We start from the raw sequence: 22,445 nt of genomic DNA, 5'->3' as shown, positions 1-22,445 counted from the left end.
TCCTCTCAGATCTCGATGCAGGTGCGCAGGGCCACACCCGTGCGCATCTGCTCCAGCGCCTCGTTGATCCCGGACAGCGGCACCCGGTGGGTGATCAGCGACTCCAGGTCGATCCGGCCGGCCCGCCAGAGCGCGATGGCCCGTTCGTACGAGCGCAGCACGTCACCGCCCCCGTACATCGACGGCAGGATCCGCTTCTCGTCGAAGAACAGCTCGAACATGTTGAGCTGGAGGAAGTCGTCCAGCGCGCCCGCCCCGACCACGCACAGGGTGCCGCCGCGCCGGGTCGTCTCGTACGCCGTGCGCGCGGTGACGGACTTGCCGACGACCTCGAAGACGTAGTCGAAGCCCTCGCCCGCCGTGACCCGCTGCTTCGCGTCGGCGAGCGCGTCGGGGGCGACCGCCTCCGTCGCGCCGAACCGCAGGGCCGCCTCGCGGCGGGACGCGACCGGGTCCACGGCGACGATCTGGGCGGCGCCGCGCAGGCGGGCGCCCTGGATCGCGGAGATGCCGACGCCGCCGCAGCCGATGACGGCGACCGAGGAACCGGTCTCCACCCTGGCCGTGTTGACCGCCGCTCCCAGGCCCGTGGTCACTCCGCAGCCGATGAGGGCGGCGATGTCGAAGGGCACGTCGTCGGGGATCGGGACGGCGCAGCCCGCGTCGACGACGATCTCCTCGGCGAAGGTGCCGGTGCCCGCGAAGCCGAAGACGTCCCCGCCGGGGCGCCGGAAGTTGGGGGTGCCGGCGTTCATGAAGCCGGCCAGGCACAGCTGGGTCTGGCCGCGCTTGCAGGCCGCGCAGCCGCCGCAGGCGGGGAGCCAGCAGATCAGCACCCGGTCGCCGGGGGCGAGGCCGGTGACGCCGTCGCCGACCTCGATGATCTCTCCCGCGCCCTCGTGGCCGGGGACGAAGGGGGCGGGCTGCGGAAGGACGCCGCCCATGGCGGAGACGTCGGAGTGGCACAGACCGGTGGCCCTGACACGGATCCGCACCTTCCCGGGCCCGAACCCCACCGCCTCGACGTCGTCGACGACCTCGAGTTTGTCCTGGCCGATCTCGTGCAGCACGGCTGCGCGCATGGTGCGGCTCCCTTCGGGATGGTCTACGAGTGTGCGACGAGCGTGTCGGCCAGCACGGGAGCGTCGTCCCGCTCCACCACCGTCACCGACACCTGGACGCGGCCGTCCCCGGTCCACATCCGGATGCGCAGCGTCTCGCCGGGGAAGACGACTCCCGCGAAACGCGTGCGGTACGAGCGGACACGGGCGACGTCCCCGCCGAGGACCGTGTCGACCACCGCCTTGAGGGTCATGCCGTACGAGCAGAGCCCGTGCAGGATCGGCCGGTCGAAGCCGGCCAGCTTGGCGAACTCGGGGTCGGCGTGGAGGGGGTTCCAGTCGCCCGAGAGGCGGTAGAGCAGCGCCTGGTCCTCCCTTACGGCGCGCTCGACGGTCCTGTCCGGTGCGCGGTCGGGGAGTTCGACGCGCTCCGACGGGCCGCGGTCGCCGCCCCAGCCGCCTTCTCCCCGGACGAAGATCCGGGCGTCGCTGGTCCACAGCGGTCCGTCGTCGTCGGCCGTCTCGGAGCGCAGGACGAGGACGGCGGCCTTGCCCTTGTCGTAGACGGCGGCCACGCGCGAGGTGGTGACGGCCCGGCCCTGGACGGGGAGGGGGCGGTGGAGCGTGATCGTCTGTCCGCCGTGCAGGACGGCGGCGAGGTTCACGTCGATGCCGGGGGCGGACAGGCCTCCGACGACGCCCGTGCCGCCGCCCGCGACGGTGGCGAAACTGGGCAGGACGTGGAGCTTCGACTCCAGGGTGTAGCGGAGCTCGTCGGGGTCGGTGGCGGGGTGCGGCTTGCCTTGGAAGGAGCCGGCCCCGAGGCCGAGGTGGTAGAGCTGGACGTCCTTGTGGTCCCAGGCGATCTCGGCGCTGCGGGGGTCGGCGGCGACGGCCTGTGCGGCGTCAATGGGCATCGGGCTGCTGCTCCTTGGTGATCCGGTGGCGGTCCGTGCGGACCGGTGGGATCGGCGGGTGCCGTGCGTGTCCGGGGAGAACCGTGCGTGTCCGGGGATCGGTGGGGATCGGGGAAGGGAGAAGACCTCGGCGCGACCGTCCGCACCGTCGGCCGCACCGAGGCCGTGCGGGGACCGGCCCGTACGCGCCCGCCGTTCTAGAACGCGTTCTAGGTCGGTGATGCTCATGTATAGCCGAGCCCGTGGGAGTTGTGAACCCTCCTGACGGCGCGTCAGATGAAGCGGTGAGGACGGCGGCCCGCACAGGGCCGCGCGGGCGGGAACGCGCGGGCCGGGGTCCCGGCGGCGGGCGGGGCGGGCACCTACGCTGGCACGGTGAACGAGATGCCCCGGGACATCCGCCCGGCCACGTCCATTCGCGTCCTGCTCGCCGAGGACCGGGGCACGACGCACGGCGGGCTCGGACTGCTGCTCGGCATGCGGCCCGACATGGAGGTGGTCGCCCAGGTCGACCGCGGTGACGAGGTGGTGGCCACGGCCCTGGTCCGCCGCCCGGACGTGGCTCTGCTCGACCTCGATCTGCCGGCCCGGACGGGCCTCGACGCGGCCGCCGACCTGCGCGACGAGGTCCCGGACTGCCGGGTCCTGATCCTGACGACCTCGGCCCGTCCCGGCCTGCTGCGCCGCGCGAGGGAGGCGGGCGCGGCCGGACTGCTGCTCAGGGACGGCCCCGTCGAGGACCTCGCGGAGGCGGTCCGCCGGGCTCTGCGCGGCGAGACGGTGATCGACCCGGCCCTGGCGGCGGCCGACCCCGACCCGGACACGGCTCTGTAGGGCCTGCGGGCGGGTCTCCCCCCGGCCCGTGGCGTCCGACGCATACGGCTCTCGGCGCGAGGCCCGGCCCCGCGGCCCCGGAGACGAGCCGACGGCGCTCCCTACGGCGTCCCGACGGCCCTCCCTACGGCGTCCCGACGGCGCCCGGGAGCGACTCCTCGCCCTTCCGGCGCTCCGGCCTCGGGAGCCACAGCAGCATGAGGACCGCGGCCGCCACGAGGACGCCGGCCGCCGTGCGGAACGCGGAGGCGTACCCCTCCGTCAGGGCCTCCGGGGTGGTGCCGCCCGCCGTCCGCGCCGCCGCGACGGTGGACAGGACGGCCAGGCCCAGCGCGCCACCCATGGTGCGGGAGGTGTTGACGAGGCCGGAGACCAGGCCCGCGTCGCCGGGCGCGGCGCCGGAGGTGGCGAGGGTGGCGAGCGGGGGCATCAGCAGGCCCATGCCGGCCATCATCAGGATGCCGGGGCCGAGGATGATCGACAGGAAGGTCCCGTCGGTGGTCATGGCCGACTGCCAGCCGAAGCCGGTCGCGGCGACGAGGGCGCCGATGACGGCGAGGTTGCGGGCGCCGGCCACGGGCATCAGACGGGGCGCCAGCTTGGAGCCCACGATCACGCTGATCGAGCTGGGGACGAGGGCGAGACCGGCCTGGAGCGGGGTGTAGCCGAGGACGTTCTGGGCGTACACGGTCATGAAGAACCACATGCCGAACGAGGTCGAGGCGCACAGCAGCAGCGTGACGTTGGCGGAGGTGACCGCCCGCGACCGGAAGACCTTCAGCGGCATCAGCGGGGCCGCCGTACGGGCCTCGACGGCGACGAAGAGGCCGAGGACCGCGACGCCGCCGAGCAGGGGGGCCAGGGTGACCGGGTCGCCCCAGCCCGCCTCCTCCGTCTGCACGATGCCGTACGCCACGGACGCCAGGCCGCCGGTGACGAGCACCGCGCCGGGCAGGTCGAGCCGGCGGCCGCCCGGGGCCCGGCTCTCGCTCAGCCACACCAGGGCGCCCGCGAGGACCAGGACGCCGACGGGCACGTTGATGAGGAGCACCCAGCGCCAGGAGAGCAGGTCCACCAGGACACCGCCGACGAACCCGCCCGCCGCGCCGCCGGCCGCGCCGACCGCCGTCCAGGTGCCGATGGCCCGGGTCCGCGCGGGCCCCTCGGGGACGGCCGCGGTGACGAGGGTGAGCGTCGCGGGCGCGAGGACTGCGGCGCCGAGGCCCTGAACGGCGCGGGCGGCGACCAGCTGCCACCCCTCCTGCGCGAGGCCGCCGGCTATGGAGGCGGCGGTGAAGAGACCGAGCCCCAGGAGGAACATGCGCTTCCGGCCGAAGAGGTCGGCCGCCCGTCCGCCGAGCAGCATGAAGCCGGCGAAGGCGATCGAGTACGCGTTGAGGACCCATTGCAGACCGGTGGAGGAGAGCCCGAGGTCGGCCCGCATCGACGGCAGGGCCACGTTCACCACCGACACGTCGAGGACGACGAGGAACTGGCCCGCGCACGCGGCCAGCACGACGAGCCAGGCGCGGCGGTCGGATCGTAGGGGCGCGGACTGTTCGGCGACCGACTCGGTGTGAACCATGCATGTCATGGTCGCAGAGCCGCAGTGGTCCGTACATGCTGCGAGGGATGTACGGACTCCCGGACCCGGGTCCTACGACCTGCCGCCCGACCGCCGTCCGCACACCCCCACCCGCTGCCTCCCACCCGGCCCCCGCGCTCGCGCTCGGGGGCGCTCACGGCCTCCGCAGCATCGTCACGACGGCCGCGCCGCCCAGGCCGATGTTGTGCGCGAGGCCGACCCGCGCGCCCGGCACCTGACGGGGGCCGGCCTCGCCCCGCAGCTGCCAGACCAGTTCGGCGGCCTGGGCGAGACCGGTGGCGCCCAGCGGGTGCCCCTTCGAGATCAGACCGCCCGAGGGGTTCACGACCCACCGGCCGCCGTAGGTCGTCGCCCCCGACTCGACGAGCTTCCCGCTCGCGCCCTCCTCGCACATGCCGAGGGCCTCGTACGTCAGCAGTTCGTTGACGGAGAAGCAGTCGTGCAGCTCGACCACGTCCACGTCCTCGATGCCGAGACCGGAACGCTCGTACGCCTGCCGGGCCGCCGCCCGGGACATGGGCAGGCCCACCGCGTCGATGCAGGAGCCGGAGGCGAAGGATTCCTCGGTGTCGGTCGTCATCGCCTGCCCGGCTATCTCCACGGCCTTGTCGTGCAGCCCGTGTTCGACCAGGAACCGCTCCGAGACGACCACGGCGGCCGCCGAGCCGTCGGAGGTGGGCGAGCACTGGAGCCGGGTCAGCGGCCGGTGCACGGTCTTGGCGGCGAGGATCTCCTCGACCGAGTACACGTCGCGGAACTGGGCGTTCGGGTTGTCCGCCGAGTGGCGGTGGTTCTTGGCGCCGACGGCCGCGAGCTGCGCCTCGGTCGTGCCGTAGCGGTCCATGTGCTCGCGGGCGGCGTTGCCGAAGATCTGCGCGGTGGGCGGGGACATCTCGAAGCCGTGGGCGGCGGCCATGACGCCGTAGTGCCGGGCCACCGGGGAGGTGCTGAGGTCGGCCGCCCCGGAGCCGCCGCCCAGCGCGCCGCGCGCCATCTTCTCGAAGCCGAGCGCGAGCACGCAGTCGGACACCCCGCCCTCCACGAACTGGCGCGCCGTCATCAGGGCCGTCGACGCCGTGGCGCAGTTGTTGTTGACGTTGTAGACGGGCACGCCCGTCAGGCCGAGTTCGTAGACGGCGCGCTGTCCGGCCGTCGACGGCTGGAAGCAGTAGCCGGCGGACACCTGCTCCACCCGCCCGTAGGGGATCCCCGCGTCGGTGAGGGCGGCCGTCCCCGCTTCCCGCGCCATGTCCCAGTACTGCCAGTCACGCGTCTGCGGCTTCTCGAACCTCGTCATCCCGACGCCGACGATGTACGCCTTCCCCATGGTCACGTTCCCTTCGGTTCAGTCCCGCGGCAGGCCGAGCAGGCGCTCGGCGACGACATTGAGCTGGACCTGTGTGGTGCCTCCGGCGATGGTCAGGCAGCGGGACATCAGCAGCCCGTGCACGGCCCGCTCCCCCGCCCCCTCCCGTACCGCGCCCGCCGGGCCCAGCAGTTCGAGGGTCAGCTCCGCGACCTTCTGCTGGTGGACGGTCTGCACGAGCTTGCGAACGCTGGCTCCCGCACCCGGTTCGAGCCCCGAGACCTGGAGCATCGTGGTCCGCAGGCCGATGCAGGCCAGGGCGTGGGCCTCGGCGGCGAGCGCCCCGATCCGGACCCGTACGTCGCCGTCGGCGTCGGCCGCCCGCGCGATCAGCGCTTCGAGGCCGCTGTCGAAGGCGACCTGGTCGGCCATGTGCACCCGTTCGTTGCCGAGGGTGTTGCGGGCGACCCGCCAGCCGTCGTTCACCTCGCCGACGACGGCGTCGGCGGGCAGCGGCACGTCGTCGAGATAGACCTCGTTGAAGAGCGAGTCGCCGGTGATCTCCCTCAGCGGCCGGATGTCGATCCCGGGGGTGTTCTTCATGTCGACGACGAAGTACGTCAGCCCCTGGTGCTTGGGGGCGTCGGGGTCGGTGCGGGCGAGGAGGATGCCGAAGTCGGCCCACTGGGCGGCGCTCGTCCACACCTTCTGGCCGTTGATCCGCCAGCCGCCGTCGTCGGTGCGCTCGGCCCTGGTCCGCAGGGAGGCGAGGTCGGAGCCGGCGTCCGGCTCGGAGAACAGCTGGCACCACAGCAGGTCCCCGCGCAGGGTGGGACCGAGGAAGCGGGCCTGCTGCCCGGGGGTCCCGTACGCGAGCAGGGACGGGACGACCCAGGTGGCGATGCCGAGTCCGGAGAGCCGCACGCCCGCGTCGGCGGTCTCCCGCTGGACGGCGAGCTGGTGGAGCGGCCCGGCACCGAGTCCGTAGGGCGGTGGGAGGTGCGGGGCGGCGTAGCCGGTGGGGGCCAGCAGGCGGCGGGCGGCGGCGGGGTCGAGCCCCGCGGCGGGGGCGACGGCCTCGCGGGCCCGGGCCCGGTGGGCGTCCGCCTCCGGGGGCGGTTCGAGGCGGAGTTCGCGCCGGGTGCCGCCGACGGCGAGCCGGACGGCGCGGGCCCGGTGGTGGTCGCCCGGGCCGAGGAGCTGGCGGGCGACGAGGGCGCGGCGCAGCCACAGGTGGGCGTCGTGCTCCCAGGTGAAGCCGATGCCGCCGAGGATCTGGACGCAGTCCTTGGCGCAGCCGTAGGCCGCGTCCAGGGCGGTGGCGGCCGCGAGCGCGGCGGCCAGGGACCGTACGTCGTCGGGTTCGCCGGCCGTCACGCGGGCGGCGTCCCAGGTGAGGGCCCGGGCCTGCTCGACGCGTACGAGCATGTCGGCGCAGAGGTGCTTGATCCCCTGGAACCGTCCGATCGGCTGCCCGAACTGTTCGCGCGTCCGGGCGTGTTCGGCGGCGCTCTCCAGGGCGCGGGCGGCGGTGCCGCAGGCGTCGGCGGCGAAGAGCACGGCGGCGAGGTCGTGGACGAGCGCGGAGTCGACGCCCAGGACCCGTTCGGCGGGGATCCGGACCCCGGCGGCGGTGACCTCGGCGGTCGGACGGGTGGGGTCGGCGCTCTCGTGGAGCCGGACGGACAGGGCGTCGGCGTCGACGGCCGCCCAGACGTCACCGCGGGCGGTGGTGGCCGCCAGGATCAGCAGATCCGCCTGGGCGCCGCCGAGCACGGGCGGGGCGCTGCCGTCGAGGACGAGCCCGCCGGAGGTCTCGACGCCGGTGAGCCCGCCGGGCGCGAGGCCGACGGCCGCGACGCGGCGTCCCGCGGCGAGCTCGCCGGCGAGCGGGAGCCGCCCGGCGCGGACCAGGAGTTCCGCGGCGAGGACGGTCGGCAGATACGGCCCCGGCAGCGACGCCCGCGCGGCCTCCTCCAGCACGACGGCGAGATCGACGAGGCCGCCGCCCCCGCCGCCGCACTCCTCGGGCAGATGCACGCCGAGGAGTCCTTGTCCGGCGGCGGCGTCCCAGTAGTCCGGGCGCCCGGCGGCGGCGCCGGGGACGTCGAGGTGTTTGCGGACCCCCTGGGGCGGGACGGCCCGTGCGAGCCAGCCACGGACGGATCGGGCGAGCTCCCGCTGTTCTTGCGTGATGGCGATGCCCATGACAGGGCACACTAGAACACGTTTCAATCTGACGGAAGGTCAGATGGAGGCCGGATGCGTCCGGGGCCGGCTGGAGAACGCGGCCGGGAGGGTCAGTCCGTGTCGCGCGGGTCGAACGACCGCGTGTCGACCGTGAGCGGCTCCGGGAACGCGGTGGCCACCGCCTCCCACGGCGTCAGCTTGAAGCCGGTGCCCTCACGCTCCCCGTCCGCCGGGGTCGTCTCGCCGTCGTGGGTGACCAGCAGGCCCTGTGGGAAGGCCCGCCCCAGGGGGACGTTGACCACGGTGGAACCGTCGGAGTGCTGCACGCCGTCGACGGCGGGGCCGTCGGCGATGGTGAAGGAGCCGATGTAGTCGTTGTCTCCCTCGCGCCCGTACACCGCGAAGGCGTCGTCCCCCTGGCTGGAGGCGAGCACATAGCCGGCGCCGTCCGCCGCGTGGTAGACCGTGACGCCCTCGGCGTCCGCGCTCAGGTGCTCACCGCCGAAGCCGGGGTCGGCGGCGGTGTCGAGGACGCACTCCTCCTCGGCGGGGTCGTACGTCCACGGCGTGCCGTACTCGCGGACGCGGTCGATCGACTCGGGCCGCCCGAACTCCTCGTCGTCGAGGTCGACGCGCCACAGCCCCACGGCCTCCTGGGCCGCGTAGAGGACGTGCTCCTCCTGGTCCACGGCCATGCCCTCGACCTGCGGGCGCTCCCCGGGATCGGCGCACGGCGACCAGGTCGTCCCGTCGGGCAGCGCGAAGGCCCCGGGCAGGTCGAGGGTGTCCTTGGTCCGGTACCCCACCTTCCCGCCCCGGTCCTCGAGTTCGAGCAGCCGCAGACGGGTCTCCTCCCGCTGGGACACCACGACGTACGCCTCGTCGCCGTCGCTGTACGCGGCGAGCCCGTACGCCGTGCGCTGGTCGTCCACCGCGCCCTCGTCGGCGGCGAAGACCGGCCTGACGTCGGGCGCCGTCACGTCCGTGAGGGGCGGCCTTCCGGCCGCGACGGCGGCGGGGTCGATCGCGAAGGCGCGGACCCGGTCGCGGCCCCGGTCGCTGACGAGCGCCAGGTCCGTCTTCCTGCCCCTCAGTTCGAAGCCGTAGACGATGTCGACGTTGTTGAAGCGGCCCGGGGCGGCGTCCTCACCGGGCGCCGCCGGCGCGGCTATGTGCTGGAGGCGGCGGCCGTCGAGACCGTAGACATCGAGGCCGGCCTCCTTCAGCGTGCCGATCACGATGCTGCGGCCCGGGCGCGTGGGGTCGACCCACACCGCCGGGTCGTCGGCGTCGGCGTTGCCGCCCGCCTCGTCGTCGTAGACGGCGGGTGTCTCGACGGATGCGGTGACGGTCACCGGCCCGGGCTGGGCGGGGGCGCCGGACACCAGCAGGAACGCGGCGGCCAGGGCCGACACGGCGGATGCGCTCACGGTTCTCCTCGGTCAGGGAAGCGGACCCGCGCGACGTTAGACCCCGGGGGTGAGCGGGGACGGACAGTGCCGTGAACATCGGATGACCCGTCAGCTGAACGGGTTCAGCGATCGGCGCGGTGGGGCGGTCCGCGCGGACGGGCGGACGGGCGGACGGTGTGGTCGGGCGCCGGGCGGACGGTGTGGTCCGTACCGGGCGCGTAGGGCACGATGGCGCTCGCACGAACGTACCCGCCAGTAGGAGGACCCGCCCATGGCCGCCGAGCCCGCCCCCGAGATCCTTGCCGCCTTCGAGGCCGCCAAGGGCTTCATGCCCGTCAAGGAAGGGCTCGCGCTGTACGAGGCCGCCGCCGGGGCCGCCGGCCTCGGGCTGCCCCTCCTGGAGGTCGGCACGTACTGCGGGCGCTCCACGATCCTGCTGGCGGACGCCGCCCGCGCGGCCGGGACCGTCGCCGTGACCGTGGACCATCACCGGGGCAGCGAGGAGCAGCAGCCGGGGTGGGAGTACCACGACCCGACGGTCGTCGACCCCGAGGTCGGCCGGATGGACACGCTGCCGACGTTCCGCCGGACCCTGCACGCCGCCGGCCTGGAGGAGCACGTCGTCGCGGTGGTCGGGCGCTCCCCCCAGGTCGCGAAGGTGTGGGCGGGCCCGCTCGGCCTCGTCTTCATCGACGGCGGTCACACCGACGAGCACGCGACGGCGGACTTCGAGGGCTGGGCCCCCAAGGTCGCCGCCGGCGGCGTCCTCGTGATCCACGACGTCTTCCCGAACCCGGAGGACGGCGGCCAGGCTCCGTACCGCATCTATCTCCGGGCCCTGGAGTCCGGCGACTTCGAGGAGATCTCCGTCACCGACTCCCTCCGGGTCCTGCGGCGCCGCTGAGGGTGGTGCGAAAGTCCCGCCGTCCGCCCGGAGGGCGGGCCCCGCGGCGGATCCTGTGTGCGATCGCAGGGCGGAGGGTCGCCCTCGTACTGGACGCACGTGGACGATCCCGACAACGCGGCGAGCGTGCGTGCCAGGCGTCGCGGGGCAGGCGGGACTTTCGAAACACGCCCTAGAGGCCGAAGCCCGAGGTGACGTAGAGGCAGTTCGTATAGCTGTAGCCGGGTTCGATCTTCGCCGTGCTCGACTTGTTCACGGCGGAGGACGAGCCCGTCCCGTCCCGCTTCTGCAGGAAGTGGTAATTACCGGCGGGGAGCGTGATCGTCGTCTTGGGGTACTTCGACGACGGTCCGGAGCACGCCTTGATCTTCGGCGCGTTGCGGGCGAGGCTGCCCGGGTAGGCCTTGCAGGTGCCGCACGCCTTGATCGTGACGCGTCCGGTCACCGGCCCGGTGTAGAGGAGTTCGACCTCTCCGGGGCCGTCGTTCGAGACCACCATCACCATGCGCGAGCCGCCCGGCGCGGTGGCCGGGGGAAGTCGCTTCCCCGCCGCCGGCTCCTCCTCGGCGATCTCGGCGGCGATCGCTATGGAGCGCGCGTGGGCCAGCTGCGGGCTGTTCGGGTACTGCGTGGCGTACTCCGTCATCGTCCGGACGGCGTCGGTGTACTCCTTGTCCTCGAAGTGCCGGACCCCGCAGGCGAAGTCGCCCTTGCGCACCGCGTCGCCGTTCGCCCGCGAGACGGCGGCGAAGGCGGGCTTGGGCAGCAGGTCGACGGTGGTGCCGACGCGGCGCAGCTCGGTCACCTTGCCGCACGGGTCGGCTCCGGCGCCGGTCAGCGCGGCCTCGCGGCTGCGGATCGTCTCCTTGACGGCGGCCTCGATCTTCTGGGCGTGCGGGGACTGGGGGAACGTCGACAGCAGGGCGTTGAGGTGCTCCCCCGCGGTCGTCTCGGCGCCGGCGACGCCGATACGGCTCGTGCCGCACTCGTACCAGGAGTGGGCCAGCGGCTCGTCGGCCTTGCCGGCCAGGTCGCCGAGGAGCGAGCGGTCCACGGTCCCCGGCAGGCCGCGCAGGTGCTGGAGGCGGGGAACGGCTTCGCAGTAGTTCTTGGCGTCGTAGGGCGCGGAGACGGCCGCGTAGTAGGCGTCGAGGCGGTCGGGAACGAGGCGCCCGGCGCGGGAGCCGGCCCGGCGGGAACCGAGGTCCTGGTAGGTGAGGAGCGCCTCGCGGTAGTCGGCCTCGGCGCTGCTGAAGCTCTGGCCCTCGGCCGACTTCACCAAGGCGTCGGCGGCGGCGAGGCGGTCGAGGAGCGACTGCTCCACGGCCTCGTCGCGGGCCGAGCCGTAGGCGAGCGTGCCGCCCACGGGCACGACCAGCAGGGCCAGGGCGAGCGCCACGGGGAGCGCCGCCGGGAGCGCGAGGGCGCGCCGGGGGGCACGCAGTCCGCGCCGGGCACCGTCCGCGGCGGCGGCCAGCAGGAACACGCCGTAGCCGACGAGGAAGCCGGTGGGCACGCCGTCGACGTCGGCCGGGAGGGCGACGAAGAGCAGGGCGGCCGTCGCGCCCCAGCAGACGGCGGCCAGGGCCCACTGCCTGAGCAGGACGTACCCGAGGCCCAGGCAGGAGAGGTTCAGCAGTCCGGCCAGCGCGGCCTGCGCCGGGTGTGCCTCGGCGGGCGGCGGGGGAACCCGCGGCGGCCCGACGGGCGGCGGCGGCACCGGCCCCCCGCCCCACGCGCCGTACGCCGGGGTGGGGGCGCTGTACGGCGCCTCGGGAGCACCGTACGGCGGGGCCGGAGCGCCGGCCGCCGGACCGAAGGCACCGTCCGCACCGGGGCCGGCGGACGCGCCCGACCCTGCGGAGGCGCCCGGTCCCGCGGAAGCAGCCGGTCCCCCGGAAGCTCCGGGGCCCCCGGAGGGCCCATGAGCCTCGGGCGCACCGGGCCCCGCGGCGGCAGGTCCTCCGGCGGCACCCGGCCCCCCGGAAGCAGGTCCTCCCGGCGCCCCCGGAGTCGTTCCAGGTCCGCCGTACGCCCAGGGCGTCTCGGTCACCCTGGGGTCCGCGGGCGGTCCGAAGCCCGGGGGTGCTCCGGCGCCCCGGCCCGGCGCCTGAGCGCCCGGACGGCCGTCGGGGCCCGCTGCACGCGTCCCGCCCCGCGGGTCCTCGTGCGCCGCTCCGTCCCCCGCGTCCCGTGGATCGTCGTGCCCCGCGCGGTTCGGCGCGTCGTTCGGTTCCTGCCCCGCCACAGTGCCCCCCGTGGTCCGTGCGCGGTGTCTGGTCACCGGCGCACTCTCTCCCTACCCGCCACACTCCCCACACAGACTCTCCGCGTCAACGGACTATTCGGCCTGAGTCCGCCCCGCCTCGCACTAGAGTCGCGACGTGCCGTACGACCACCGCAAGATCCTCGCCCCCGCCCTCGCCCTGCTCGGATGCGTCACGCTCGCGGGGTGCGGCGCCACCGCCGGGAGCGCGGCGCCGCCCACGCGGCACGGGCAGGCCGCCCCGCCCGGGTCGGCGCGGCCGGGCGACGGGGCCGGCGCCACCCCCGCTCCGTCGGCCGCCGGCGGGACGCTGCCCCTCTCCGGGCGGACCGTGGTCATCGACCCCGGGCACAACCCGGGCAACTTCCGTCACGCCCGGGAGATCAACCAGAAGGTCGACATCGGGACGAACCGCAAGGAATGCGACACCACCGGGACGTCCACGAACGCCGGATACACCGAGGCCGCGTTCACCCTCGATGTTTCACACCGTCTCCGCGATCTCCTCGCGGCCCAGGGGGCACGCGTCGTCCTCACCCACGACGCCGACCGCCCCTTCGGCCCCTGCATCGACGAGCGCGCGAGGACCGGCAACGCCGCCCGCGCGGACGCCGTCGTCTCCGTGCACGCCGACGGCTCGGCGACCGGCAACCGCGGGTTCCACGTGATCCTGCCCGCCCGGGTGAGCGCCGGCGGGGCCGACACCACGAAGATCGTCGGGCCCTCCCGTACCCTCGGCGAGGGCATCGCCCGGCACTTCGCCCGCTCGACCGGGACCGCGCCCGCCAACTACCTCGGCGCGGGCACGGGGTTGGACGTCCGCGACGATCTCGGCGGACTCAATCTCTCAACCGTCCCCAAGGTCTTCGTCGAATGCGGCAATATGCGTGACCCGAAGGACGCCGCACTGCTCACCGACGCGGCGTGGCGACAGAAAGCGGCGCGCGGAATCGCGGACGGCATCAGGACCTACCTCAAGGGGTAGAACCCGCGGGCGATAGATTCGCTCCGTACGATGGGGCCGCCCCCGTGCTTCGCGCCACCCCTACGAGACGACCCGACGAAGGACTCTTACGTGAATATCCGCTCCCTCACTCGAGGCGATGGCGTGGTGATCGGTGCAGCGGTGGTGCTGTTCATCGCCTCGTTCCTCGGCATCGCCGGCTGTGAAGGCGACTTCTGCGACAACATCGAATCCACGAACTCGTGGGAGCTCTCGCCCCTGGGCTGGGGCGCGTTCCTCCTCGGCATCGCGGGTGGCGCCCTGGTCGTCCTCTCCCACCTGCTTCCGCAGCCGCGGAAGGTCGCCGGCCTCGAGCTGGGGCAGGTCGGCGCCGCGTTCGCCATCGCCTCCGCCTGGAACCTCCTGATGTGGATGTTCGAGTCCAACAACGCCGGTGCGGGCCTCATCCTCGGCCTGATCGCCGCGCTGGTCCTGGCCGGCGCCGCCGTCGCCGCTCCGCTGGTGCCGGCGCTCAAGGCCCCGCTGCTCAGCGCGCCGAAGCCGCAGACCGCGCAGCCGTACGGCATGCAGCCCGGCCAGCACGGCCAGCCGGGCGTCCCCGGCGGCTACGGCTACCCGGGCGCCCAGCAGGGATACGGCGCGCAGCCCCACCAGCCGTTCGGCGGACAGCAGCAGCCCGACCCCCAGGCCGCCGGGCACGCCCCGCAGCCCGGGCCGGCGCAGGGTCAGGCCCAGGCGCAGGCACCGGCGCAGGGTCAGGCTCCCGCACAGGGGCAGGGCCAGCAGCCCGCGTCCGACTTCGCGCCGTTCTGGTTCGCGGTCCCGGTCGCCCGCCCCCTGTACGCCGAGGACGGCTCCCCCACGCCGATCGCCGAACTGGCCCCCGGCACCTGGTACCTGGCGGTCGAGCAGCGGGGCCCCGGCCTCGTCGCCCAGACGCAGGACGGCCGTCGCGGCGTCCTCCAGGACACGACCGGCATCCAGCGCGGCTGACCGCCCGGCCCGCGCACCGGCACCGTTCCAGCGGCCCCTCCCCCGGGATCCCTTCCGGGCGAGGGGCCGTCGGCGTACAGTCCCCCCATCCATAACTGACGATTCGTCAGAAAGGTTGGTGGGGGCCATGCGGCTCGGACTCGCCCTCGGCTACTGGGGGCGCGGCCCCTCACCCACCCATCTCGACCTCGCCCGGGAGGCCGAGCGGCTCGGCTACGACTCCGTGTGGACCGCCGAGGCGTGGGGCTCCGACGCGTTCACGGCGCTGACCTGGATCGCCGCGCACACCACCAGGATCAGGCTGGGCACCGCCGTCGCGCAGATGGCCGCGCGGACCCCGACCGCCACCGCCATGCACGCGCTCACGCTCGACCACCTCTCCGGCGGCCGGATGATGCTCGGCCTCGGTCTCTCCGGGCCGCAGGTCGTGGAGGGCTGGTACGGCCGCCCCTTCCCGCGCAGCCCGCTGACCGCGACCCGCGAGTACGTGGACGTGATCCGTCAGGTGCTGCGCCGCGAGGGGCCCGTCACGCTCGACGGGCGGTTCCACTCCCATCCGTACACGGGCGCCGACGGCACGGGACTCGGCAAGGCGCTCAAGCCGATCACCCACCCCCTGCGCCCCGACCTGCCGGTGCTCCTCGGCGCCGAGGGACCCAAGAACATCGCCCAGACACTGCGGATCGCCGACGGCTGGCTGCCCCTCTACTGGTCGCCGACGCGCCACACCGAGGTGTACGCGCTGCCGGAGCGGCTCCCGGAAGGCTTCCTCGTCGCCCCGATGGTGCACGCCCGGCTCTGCGACGATCCCGCCGAAGGGCTGCTGCCCGTCAAGGCGATGCTCGGCTTCTACATCGGCGGCATGGGACACGCGGCCCGCAACTTCCACGCCGGCCTGATGGGGCGCATGGGGTACGCGGACGAAGCCCGGCGCATCCAGGAACTGTTCGCGGCCGGCCGTCGGCAGGAGGCCGTGCTCGCCGTGCCGGACTCCTTCGCGGACGAGGTCTCGCTGGTCGGGCCGAAGGCGCGGATCGCCGAACGTCTGGAGCTGTGGCGCGCGGGTCCGGTCACCGACCTGCTGGTCACGGCGCCGGACCCGGCCACCCTGCGGGTCCTCGCGGAACTCGTCATCTGACGGTTCCTCCGGGGGCGCGTCGGGCGCGACGGCAACCTTTCCCCGCGCGGCGGCGACCGGGGTGCGTAAGGATCCCCCACACGAACGGACGCACCCGTGAGCATGAACCGCAGCCGCAGCACGGCACGGCACCGCAGGCGGCGGACGGCGTGGACCGTCGGAGTCCCGCTGGCCCTGACCGCCGCCGGAGTCATGGCGTACGGCACCGCCTTCGGCCTGCCGGGCGAGGCCGCGCGCCCCCAGGCGTCCGCCGCCGGCGCCCCCGCGCCCGCCGCCGCGCCCGCCGCCGCGCCGGCCTGGGCCACCGCCGTCGCCGACGGCTTCGCGTCCGTCGACGCCCTGGGCCAGAAGGGCACCTACGGAGGCCGGGACGGCCGGACCGTCACCGTGCGGACCCTCGCCGACCTGGAGAAGTACGCCACCGCCCCGGAGCCGTACGTCATCGTGGTCGCCGGGACCATCACCGTGAACCCCGTCGGCAGGGAGATCAAGGTCGCCTCCGACAAGACGATCATCGGCTCGGGGACGGCCGGACACATCGTCGGGGGCGGCTTCTTCCTCGGGCCGGGCGTCCACAACGTGATCATCCGGAACCTGACCATCCGTGACACGTACCAAGGCGTCTGGAACGACAAGGAGCACGACTTCGACGCCGTGCAGATGGACGGCGCCCACCATGTGTGGATCGACCACAACGATCTGCGGCACATGGCCGACGGGCTCATCGACGTCCGCAAGGACAGCACCTACGTGACGGTGTCCTGGAACCGGCTGAGCAACGGCAACAAGGCGTTCGGCATCGGCTGGACCCCCCAGGTCGTCACCGACATCACGATCCACCACAACTGGCTACGCGAGACCGAGCAGCGCAACCCGTCCACCGACAACGCGGCGCGGGCGCATCTCTACAACAACTACCTCCAGGACGACCCGGGGACCGCCGTCACGTCCGCGTACGGCAACTACTCCCGGGGCGCGACGAGGATGCTCCTGGAGAACAGCTACTTCCAGGGCGTGAACAACCCCGTCGTCAAGGACGCCACCGCGTCCCTCGTCCAGCGCGGCAACGTCTTCTCCGGCACCCGCGGGCGCAACGAGAGCGGCGGCACGGCCTTCGACCCACGGTCGTCCTACCCCTACACCCCCGACAGGGCCGCGGACGTCCCCGCCCTGCTCAGGTCGGGCGCGGGGCCGCGCGCCTCGCTCGGCACGACGGCGACGGCGACGGCGCCGCGGGCGGGGGCGGCCGTGACGACCCTGACGGTGGCCAAGGACGGCTCCGGCGCGTACCGCACCGTCCAGGCGGCCGTGGACGCCGTCCCGGCGGACAACCCCGCCCGGGTCGTCGTCTCCGTGCGGCCCGGCACGTACCGCGAGACGGTCGTCATCCCGGCGGACAAGCCGCACGTCACGCTGCAGGGTGCGGGCGCGAGCCGCAAGGACACGGTCATCGTGTACGGCAACGCGGCAGGGATGACCAGGCCCGACGGCTCGGGCCCCTACGGCACCCCGGGCAGCGCCACCCTCGCCGTCCGGTCCGACGACTCGCAGGTCCGCAACCTGACCGTCACCAACGACTTCGACGAGGCGCGCCACCAGGACATCGCCCAGCAGGCGGTGGCCCTGCTGACCGCGGCCGACCGGATCGTCCTGGACGGAGTGATCGTCAACGGCGATCAGGACACCCTGGAGCTGGAGACCGCCGCCAAGGACAGGCCCGGCCGCGTCTACGTCACGAACTCGTACGTCACGGGGAACGTCGACTTCGTCTTCGGCCGGGCGACGGCCGTCATCGACAGGTCGGTCATCACGGTCAAGAAGCGCTGGAACGGCACCTCCGCCGGCTACGTCACGGCACCGAGCACCCCCGCCGGCCGCAAGGGCATCCTGATCCACCGCTCGGCCGTCACCGGTGACGTGGCGGCGGGCAGCTTCTTCCTCGGCCGGAACTGGCACCCCGGAGGCGACCCGGCCGTCGACCCGCAGACCACGGTCCGCGACACCAGCCTGAGCGCGGCGGTCAGGAGCACGCCCTGGACCGACATGGGCGGCTTCTCGTGGAAGGGCGACCGGTTCGCGGAGTACCGGAACACCGGCCCCGGCGCGGGCGGCGCGAGCGGCGACCGCCCGCAGCTGACGGACGCGCAGGCGGCTGACCAGGAGGTGCGGGACTGGCTCGGCGACTGGGTGCCCGCCCTCTCCTGACGACGACCGCGGGCGCCGTCGCGGGGTGAGGAGCCCGCGTCCGTGAGGCGGTCGGAAGCCGGCGCGCGGTCCGGAGCGCGGACGCCGTCGTGCGGGGCCGGGGCCGGCTCAGCCGCCGAGCTGGGAGGTGCTGGGCACCTGGTCGGTCACCTCGGCGCCCGCGCTCCGGCCGGCGTCCTTGACGCTGGTGATGACGTCCTCGAAGGTGCCGACGTCGGCGTCGCTCGCCTCGCCCTTCCGCAGCTTCGTCCCGAGTTCCCTCAGCGATTCGATGCCGGCCGTCAGCGGGGCCACCGCCTTCGAGAGCAGCGGGTCGCCCTTGGCGTTGTTCACCGCCGCCTTGAGCCTGTTGTACGCGAACGTGCCCGCGAGGCCCGCCTTGACCAGGGCGAAGGTCCGACCGTCCGCGCCCTTCGTGAACCTGCCCTCGCGGTACGGCTTGACGATCCACTGGTACGTGGCACCGGCCGCGAGGCCCGCGTTGGCGACGAACCGGGTCTTGGCGAGCCGCTGCTGTTCGAAGGTGCCGCTGCTCGTCGGGCTCGCGCTGCCGCTCGCGCTCGGGGTGTCGTCACCGCCGCAGGCGGCCGTGGTCGCCAGGAGCGCGCAGGACAGGAGAAGGGCGACGACGGCGCGGCGCAGGCGCGCCGGGACGGGTGGGGACACGGCCGGACCTCCCTGGGACTCGGGCGAGTCCACGGGCGTCAGCCTCGCCCCCGGTCCGACACTCCGCCAGCCGACCGACTCCGAACGGGTTTCGAACGGCCACGCGGGGTAACGCGGAGCCTATGACTTCCGGACGGAGCAACACCACGCAGGCGGCGAGGGTGATCAGTGTCGTCGCCGATGTCATGGCCGCGATCATCGGCCTCTGGATCCTGATGTACCTGCTCGGCGCCAACCGCGGCAACGGCCTGGTGGAGTTCGTCCAGGACGCGGCCCGCTGGCTGGCCGGCTGGTCGCACGACCTCTTCACCTTCGACGAGGCCTGGGCCCGGGTGGTGGCCGGTTACGGTCTCGCCGCCGTGGTCTACCTCGTCGTCGGACACGCCGTGGCGGGGCGGCTGCTGCGCCGCCACTGACGTCGTTCGGGCGCGACGGGGCCGCTCCGGCGCGGCGGCCCCGTTCCGACCTCCTCAGGCGCGGCGTCGGGCTCCAGGTCTCCCGTCAGGCGCGGCGGTCTCCCGTCAGGCGCAGCAGTCGGGCTCCAGGCCCCGGGGCAGCCGCTCGCCGCCGAAGACCGCCACCGTCGCCTCGTCGCCGCCCAGGGCCGCGACGGCGAGCAGCAGCGAGCCGGCGGTCCAGGACGTCAGCTCCTCAGGCCAGACGGCGCGCTCGCCCCCGAAGACGTACCCCGTCCAGTACATGCCGTCCTCGGCGCGCAGGTGCTGGATGGACTGGAGGATCTCCAGGGCGCGGTCGGACTCGCCGATCGCCCAGAGCGCGAGGGCGAGTTCGCAGCTCTCGCCGCCGGTCACCCAGGGATTGGGCAGCACGCAGCGCACGCCGAGGCCCGGCACGACGAAGTCGTCCCAGCGCGCCTGGATCCGGGCCCTGGCGGCTTCACCCGTCACGGCGCCGCCGAGGACGGGGTAGTACCAGTCCATGGAGTAGCGCGACTTGTCGAGGAAGCGCTCGGGGTGGCTGCGGATGGCGTGGCCGAGCGCGCCCGCCGCCAGCTCCCAGTCGGGCTGCGGCTCCTCGCGCTCCTCGGCGATGGCGAGCGCGCAGCGCAGCGCCTGGTGGATCGAGGAGCTGCCGGTGAGCAGCGCGTCCTCGACGGCCGTGCCGTCGGCCTCGCGCTTCCAGCCGATCTGCCCGCCCGGCTGCTGGAGGGCGAGGACGAACTCGACGGCGGCGAAGACGACGGGCCACATCCGGTCGAGGAAGGCGTCGTCGCCGGTCGAGAGGTAGTGGTGCCAGACGCCGACGGCGACGTACGCGACGAAGTTGGACTCCCGGCCGCGGTCGGTGACGTCGTGCGGGTCGCCGTCCTGGTAGGCGGCGTACCAGGAGCCGTCGCCGCTCTGGTGGCGGGCCAGCCACTCGTAGGCGCGGGCCGCGGCGGCGTGTTCGCCGGCCGTGTCGAGGGCCATGGCGGCCTCGGTGTGGTCCCACGGGTCGAGGTGGTGGCCGCGGAACCAGGGGATCGCCCCGTCCTCGCGCTGGACGGCGAGGATCCCGGCGACGGTCCGGGCGGCCTGATCCGCGGTGAGGACACCGGGCAGCAGCAGGTGCTCGGCGATGCTTTCGGGAGAGGTCACTTGGCGACGTCCGCGGAGGTCCCGGCATCCGCCTTGGGCAGATGGGGCTTGGTCGAGTAGACGACGAAGCTCTTGCCGACGACCGGGTTGAGGAGCTGCTCGGCGACCCGGGTGAGCGCGGGCTTCTTCATGATGTCCCAGACCAGGAGCTTGTGGTAGGCGCGGACCGGCAGCGCCTTGTCGTTGTCCACGCCGAAGGCGCACTTCAGCCACCAGTACGGGGAGTGCAGGGCGTGCGCGTGGTGGGTGCCGTACGGCTTGAGGCCCGCCTGCCGGATCTTGCCGAGCAGCTCGTCTGCCTTGTAGATACGGATGTGGCCGCCCTCGACCTCGTGGTAGGCGTCGGACAGGGTCCAGCACACCTTCTCGGGGCCGTAGCGCGGGACGGTGATCGCGATGCGTCCGCCCGGCTTGAGGACGCGCACCATCTCGGCGAGCACGCCCTTGTCGTCCGGGATGTGCTCCATCACCTCGGAGATGATGACGACGTCGAAGGACTCGTCGGGGAAGGGCAGGTTGAGCGCGTCGCCCTCCATCGCGGTGGCGGTCGCGCCGACGGGGGCCTCGCCGGCCTCCTTCATCGCGGCGAACCAGGTGGCGACCTCGCGGATCTCCTCGCCGTTCTGGTCGAGGGCCACGACCTGGGCGCCGCGCCGGTAGCACTCGAAGGCGTGCCGGCCCGCACCGCAGCCCAGGTCGAGCACGCGGTCGCCGGGGGCGAGCGGGAAGCGGGTGAAGTCGACGGTCAGCACGAGTGCCTGCCTTCGCGGTCGGGGTGGTCCACGGATGGGGCCGCTGGGCGGCCGTGAGTCGTGCCCGCGCGGCGGGCACGGAGGTGTGCCGCGCGGCGGGCGGGGGGCTGCGCCGCTCCTCGGGCGCGCGGATGCGCCCGGGGGCGGCGCCGGAGTCCGGTCACCTGCGGGCCGTCCGGCCCTGCCGGGCGATCGCCTCGCGGTACAGCTCCGCGGTGCCCTGGGCGGCCCGCGCCCAGGTGAAGTTCTGCAGGACGCGACGGCGCCCGGCGGCGCCCAGGCGGGCCCTCAGCTCCGCGTCCCCGAGGACCCGGCGCAGGGCCTCGGCCAGCGCGTCCGGGTCGGCCGGGGGCACGGCGAGACAGGTCTCGCCGTCGCGGCCGGCGACTTCGGGGATCGCCCCGCCGGTGGTGGCGACGAGCGGGGTCCCGGTGGCCATGGCCTCGGCGGCCGGCAGCGAGAACCCCTCGTACAGCGACGGCACGCAGGAGACCTGGGCGGAGCGGACCAGGTCGACGAGTTCGGCGTCGGTGATGCCCTTGACGAACTCGACGGCGTCCTGGAGCCCGTGCCGCTCGATGGCCTGGGCGACCGGCCCGTCCTCGGCGCGCTTGCCGACGACGACGAGGTGCGCGGCGGGGTTGCCGGTACGGAGCTTGGCGAGCGCCTCGACGAGGTGGACGAGCCCCTTGAGCGGCACGTCCGCGCTGGAGGTGGTGACGATCCGGCCGGGGACCTCGGCGACGGACGGGTCCGGGGACCACAGGGCGGTGTCGGCGCCGATGTGGACGACCCGGATGCGGTCCTCGCGTACGCCGAGGTGCTCGACGATCTCCCGGCGGGAGGTTCCGGAGACGGTCAGCACGGACGGCAGCCGGCGGGCGACCCGCTTCTGCATGCGTGTGAAGCCGTACCAGCGGCGGACGGAGGCGCGCCGTTTCCAGTCGTCGGCGGCGTCGAGGTCGAGCTGCCGGTCGACGGTGATGGGGTGGTGGATCGTGGTGACGAGCGGGGCGCCGATCGCGTCCGGGCCGCCGAGGAGTCCGTATCCGAGGGTCTGGTTGTCGTGGACGACGTCGAAGTCGCCGCGGCGGGCGGCGAGCGTGCGCCGGGCCCGGAGCGAGAACGTGAGGGGCTCGGGGAAGCCGCCGGTCCACATGGTGGCGACCTCGAGGGCGTCGATCCAGTCCCGGTACTCGTCGCGCCGGGGCGTGCGGAAGGGGTCCGGCGACCGGTACAGGTCCAGGCTCGCCAGCTCGGTGAGGGTGAGCCCGGGCAGTCCCTCGTCGAGGACCGGGTACGGCTGGGAGCCGATGACCTCCACGGTGTGCCCGAGCCGGGCGAGTTCGCGGGAGAGGTGCCGGACGTAGACGCCCTGGCCTCCGCAGAACGGGTTGCCCTTGTACGTGAGGAGAGCGATCCGCAACGGACGGTCACCGTCGCCGGTGAGGCCCTGGCGGGGGCCTGACTCTATGGCCTCAGCGGTCACTCGCTGCCCCCTTCGAGCGTGCGTTTCGCGGGAGCGTAACCGCTCGCGCTAATCTAGAACAAGTTACAGACTTGATCGCTCTTGATCGTTCAAGGTGCACTGAATCTACCGGCAGGTAGCCCCGCTGTAAGAACCGGATCAGGT

Annotated in this window: 17 protein-coding genes and 1 pseudogene; 7 read left to right on the top strand and 11 right to left on the bottom strand. The window is 73.9% G+C overall.

All coding sequences use genetic code 11. The features are described 5' to 3' along the window. Positions 1-5: 5 nt before the first annotated feature. Both AB0K65_RS17750 and AB0K65_RS17745 read right to left on the bottom strand, forming a co-directional pair. Positions 6-1,082 carry a Zn-dependent alcohol dehydrogenase gene (locus tag AB0K65_RS17750; RefSeq protein WP_365717404.1) on the bottom strand — a complete coding sequence of 359 codons (1,077 nt, stop codon included), beginning with the start codon at positions 1,080-1,082 and terminating at the stop codon, positions 6-8. A gap of 23 nt (positions 1,083-1,105) precedes the next feature. Beyond that, positions 1,106-1,978: a MaoC/PaaZ C-terminal domain-containing protein gene (locus AB0K65_RS17745; protein ID WP_365717402.1), complete on the bottom strand. Its 873-nt coding sequence runs from the start codon at positions 1,976-1,978 to the stop codon at positions 1,106-1,108. Positions 1,979-2,353: 375 nt separating this feature from the next. Between AB0K65_RS17745 and AB0K65_RS17740 the strand changes: the two are divergent. Beyond that, a pseudogene (locus AB0K65_RS17740) lies at positions 2,354-2,785 on the top strand (response regulator); the annotation flags it as partial. Between the two features lie 151 nt (positions 2,786-2,936). On the opposite strand, the gene AB0K65_RS17735 reads toward AB0K65_RS17740, so the two are convergent. The 4 genes from AB0K65_RS17735 to AB0K65_RS17720 all read right to left on the bottom strand — a co-directional run bounded on the left by AB0K65_RS17735 (position 2,937) and on the right by AB0K65_RS17720 (position 9,344). Beyond that, the gene (locus AB0K65_RS17735) at positions 2,937-4,406 is read right to left on the bottom strand and encodes an MFS transporter (RefSeq protein ID WP_365717400.1); all 1,470 of its coding nucleotides are present in this window, start codon (positions 4,404-4,406) and stop codon (positions 2,937-2,939) included. A gap of 145 nt (positions 4,407-4,551) precedes the next feature. Next, entirely contained in the window at positions 4,552-5,745 is a 1,194-nt protein-coding gene (locus AB0K65_RS17730) for a lipid-transfer protein (protein ID WP_365717398.1), read from the bottom strand. Positions 5,746-5,763: 18 nt separating this feature from the next. Beyond that, positions 5,764-7,932 carry an acyl-CoA dehydrogenase gene (locus AB0K65_RS17725; protein ID WP_365717396.1) on the bottom strand — a complete coding sequence of 723 codons (2,169 nt, stop codon included), beginning with the start codon at positions 7,930-7,932 and terminating at the stop codon, positions 5,764-5,766. Positions 7,933-8,024: 92 nt separating this feature from the next. Beyond that, positions 8,025-9,344, bottom strand: coding sequence for a phytase (locus tag AB0K65_RS17720; protein ID WP_365717394.1), 1,320 nt, complete (start codon positions 9,342-9,344; stop codon positions 8,025-8,027). A gap of 253 nt (positions 9,345-9,597) precedes the next feature. Here AB0K65_RS17720 and AB0K65_RS17715 point away from each other — a divergent pair, with 253 nt between their 5' ends. Then, complete coding sequence (locus AB0K65_RS17715; protein WP_365717392.1) at positions 9,598-10,230, top strand: class I SAM-dependent methyltransferase; 633 nt, start codon at positions 9,598-9,600, stop codon at positions 10,228-10,230. A 172-nt stretch (positions 10,231-10,402) separates the two neighbouring features. On the opposite strand, the gene AB0K65_RS17710 is transcribed toward AB0K65_RS17715, so the two are convergent. Beyond that, entirely contained in the window at positions 10,403-11,950 is a 1,548-nt protein-coding gene (locus tag AB0K65_RS17710) for a hypothetical protein (RefSeq protein WP_365717390.1), read from the bottom strand. Positions 11,951-12,614: 664 nt separating this feature from the next. Here AB0K65_RS17710 and AB0K65_RS17705 point away from each other — a divergent pair. The 4 genes from AB0K65_RS17705 to AB0K65_RS17690 all read left to right on the top strand — a co-directional run bounded on the left by AB0K65_RS17705 (position 12,615) and on the right by AB0K65_RS17690 (position 17,796). Further along, positions 12,615-13,481: an N-acetylmuramoyl-L-alanine amidase gene (locus AB0K65_RS17705; protein WP_365717388.1), complete on the top strand. Its 867-nt coding sequence runs from the start codon at positions 12,615-12,617 to the stop codon at positions 13,479-13,481. A gap of 90 nt (positions 13,482-13,571) precedes the next feature. Beyond that, the gene (locus AB0K65_RS17700) at positions 13,572-14,453 is read left to right on the top strand and encodes a DUF5336 domain-containing protein (protein WP_365717386.1); all 882 of its coding nucleotides are present in this window, start codon (positions 13,572-13,574) and stop codon (positions 14,451-14,453) included. Positions 14,454-14,580: 127 nt separating this feature from the next. After that, complete coding sequence (locus tag AB0K65_RS17695; RefSeq protein ID WP_365717384.1) at positions 14,581-15,591, top strand: LLM class F420-dependent oxidoreductase; 1,011 nt, start codon at positions 14,581-14,583, stop codon at positions 15,589-15,591. Between the two features lie 102 nt (positions 15,592-15,693). Further along, positions 15,694-17,796, top strand: coding sequence for a pectinesterase family protein (locus tag AB0K65_RS17690; protein WP_365717443.1), 2,103 nt, complete (start codon positions 15,694-15,696; stop codon positions 17,794-17,796). A 108-nt stretch (positions 17,797-17,904) separates the two neighbouring features. On the opposite strand, the gene AB0K65_RS17685 is transcribed toward AB0K65_RS17690, so the two are convergent. After that, positions 17,905-18,462 (bottom strand): hypothetical protein, encoded by a 558-nt coding sequence (locus AB0K65_RS17685; protein ID WP_365717382.1) that lies wholly within the window; start codon positions 18,460-18,462, stop codon positions 17,905-17,907. A 122-nt stretch (positions 18,463-18,584) separates the two neighbouring features. Between AB0K65_RS17685 and AB0K65_RS17680 the strand changes: the two genes are divergently transcribed. After that, a complete protein-coding gene (locus tag AB0K65_RS17680; RefSeq protein ID WP_365717380.1) occupies positions 18,585-18,878 on the top strand; it encodes a hypothetical protein in 294 nt (97 codons plus the stop codon). 105 nt (positions 18,879-18,983) lie between these two features. On the opposite strand, the gene AB0K65_RS17675 is transcribed toward AB0K65_RS17680, so the two are convergent. The 3 genes from AB0K65_RS17675 to AB0K65_RS17665 all read right to left on the bottom strand — a co-directional run bounded on the left by AB0K65_RS17675 (position 18,984) and on the right by AB0K65_RS17665 (position 22,301). Then, positions 18,984-20,060 (bottom strand): prenyltransferase, encoded by a 1,077-nt coding sequence (locus tag AB0K65_RS17675; protein ID WP_365717378.1) that lies wholly within the window; start codon positions 20,058-20,060, stop codon positions 18,984-18,986. Next, positions 20,057-20,812 carry a class I SAM-dependent methyltransferase gene (locus AB0K65_RS17670; protein WP_365717376.1) on the bottom strand — a complete coding sequence of 252 codons (756 nt, stop codon included), beginning with the start codon at positions 20,810-20,812 and terminating at the stop codon, positions 20,057-20,059. Before AB0K65_RS17670 ends, AB0K65_RS17675 begins: the two co-directional genes overlap by 4 nt. A gap of 160 nt (positions 20,813-20,972) precedes the next feature. Further along, a complete protein-coding gene (locus AB0K65_RS17665) occupies positions 20,973-22,301 on the bottom strand; it encodes a glycosyltransferase family 4 protein (protein ID WP_365717374.1) in 1,329 nt (442 codons plus the stop codon). Positions 22,302-22,445 lie beyond the last annotated feature (144 nt).

The organism is Streptomyces sp. NPDC053755 (assembly GCF_040677675.1).
Taxonomy (GTDB): Bacteria; Actinomycetota; Actinomycetes; order Streptomycetales; family Streptomycetaceae; genus Streptomyces.
The sequence above is the reverse complement of the archived record's forward strand: the minus strand, read 5'-3'. Positions and strand labels throughout refer to the sequence as shown.

What these genes read in the sequence shown, in the direction of transcription:
- AB0K65_RS17735 (WP_365717400.1), bottom strand. Translation starts at nt 4,406, where the DNA reads ATGACATGCATGGTTCACACCGAGTCGGTCGCCGAACAGTCCGCGCCC.
- AB0K65_RS17745 (WP_365717402.1), bottom strand. Translation starts at nt 1,978, where the DNA reads ATGCCCATTGACGCCGCACAGGCCGTCGCCGCCGACCCCCGCAGCGCC.
- AB0K65_RS17750 (WP_365717404.1), bottom strand. Translation starts at nt 1,082, where the DNA reads ATGCGCGCAGCCGTGCTGCACGAGATCGGCCAGGACAAACTCGAGGTC.
- AB0K65_RS17680 (WP_365717380.1), top strand. Translation starts at nt 18,585, where the DNA reads ATGACTTCCGGACGGAGCAACACCACGCAGGCGGCGAGGGTGATCAGT.
- AB0K65_RS17725 (WP_365717396.1), bottom strand. Translation starts at nt 7,932, where the DNA reads ATGGGCATCGCCATCACGCAAGAACAGCGGGAGCTCGCCCGATCCGTC.
- AB0K65_RS17715 (WP_365717392.1), top strand. Translation starts at nt 9,598, where the DNA reads ATGGCCGCCGAGCCCGCCCCCGAGATCCTTGCCGCCTTCGAGGCCGCC.
- AB0K65_RS17695 (WP_365717384.1), top strand. Translation starts at nt 14,581, where the DNA reads ATGCGGCTCGGACTCGCCCTCGGCTACTGGGGGCGCGGCCCCTCACCC.
- AB0K65_RS17690 (WP_365717443.1), top strand. Translation starts at nt 15,694, where the DNA reads ATGAACCGCAGCCGCAGCACGGCACGGCACCGCAGGCGGCGGACGGCG.
- AB0K65_RS17730 (WP_365717398.1), bottom strand. Translation starts at nt 5,745, where the DNA reads ATGGGGAAGGCGTACATCGTCGGCGTCGGGATGACGAGGTTCGAGAAG.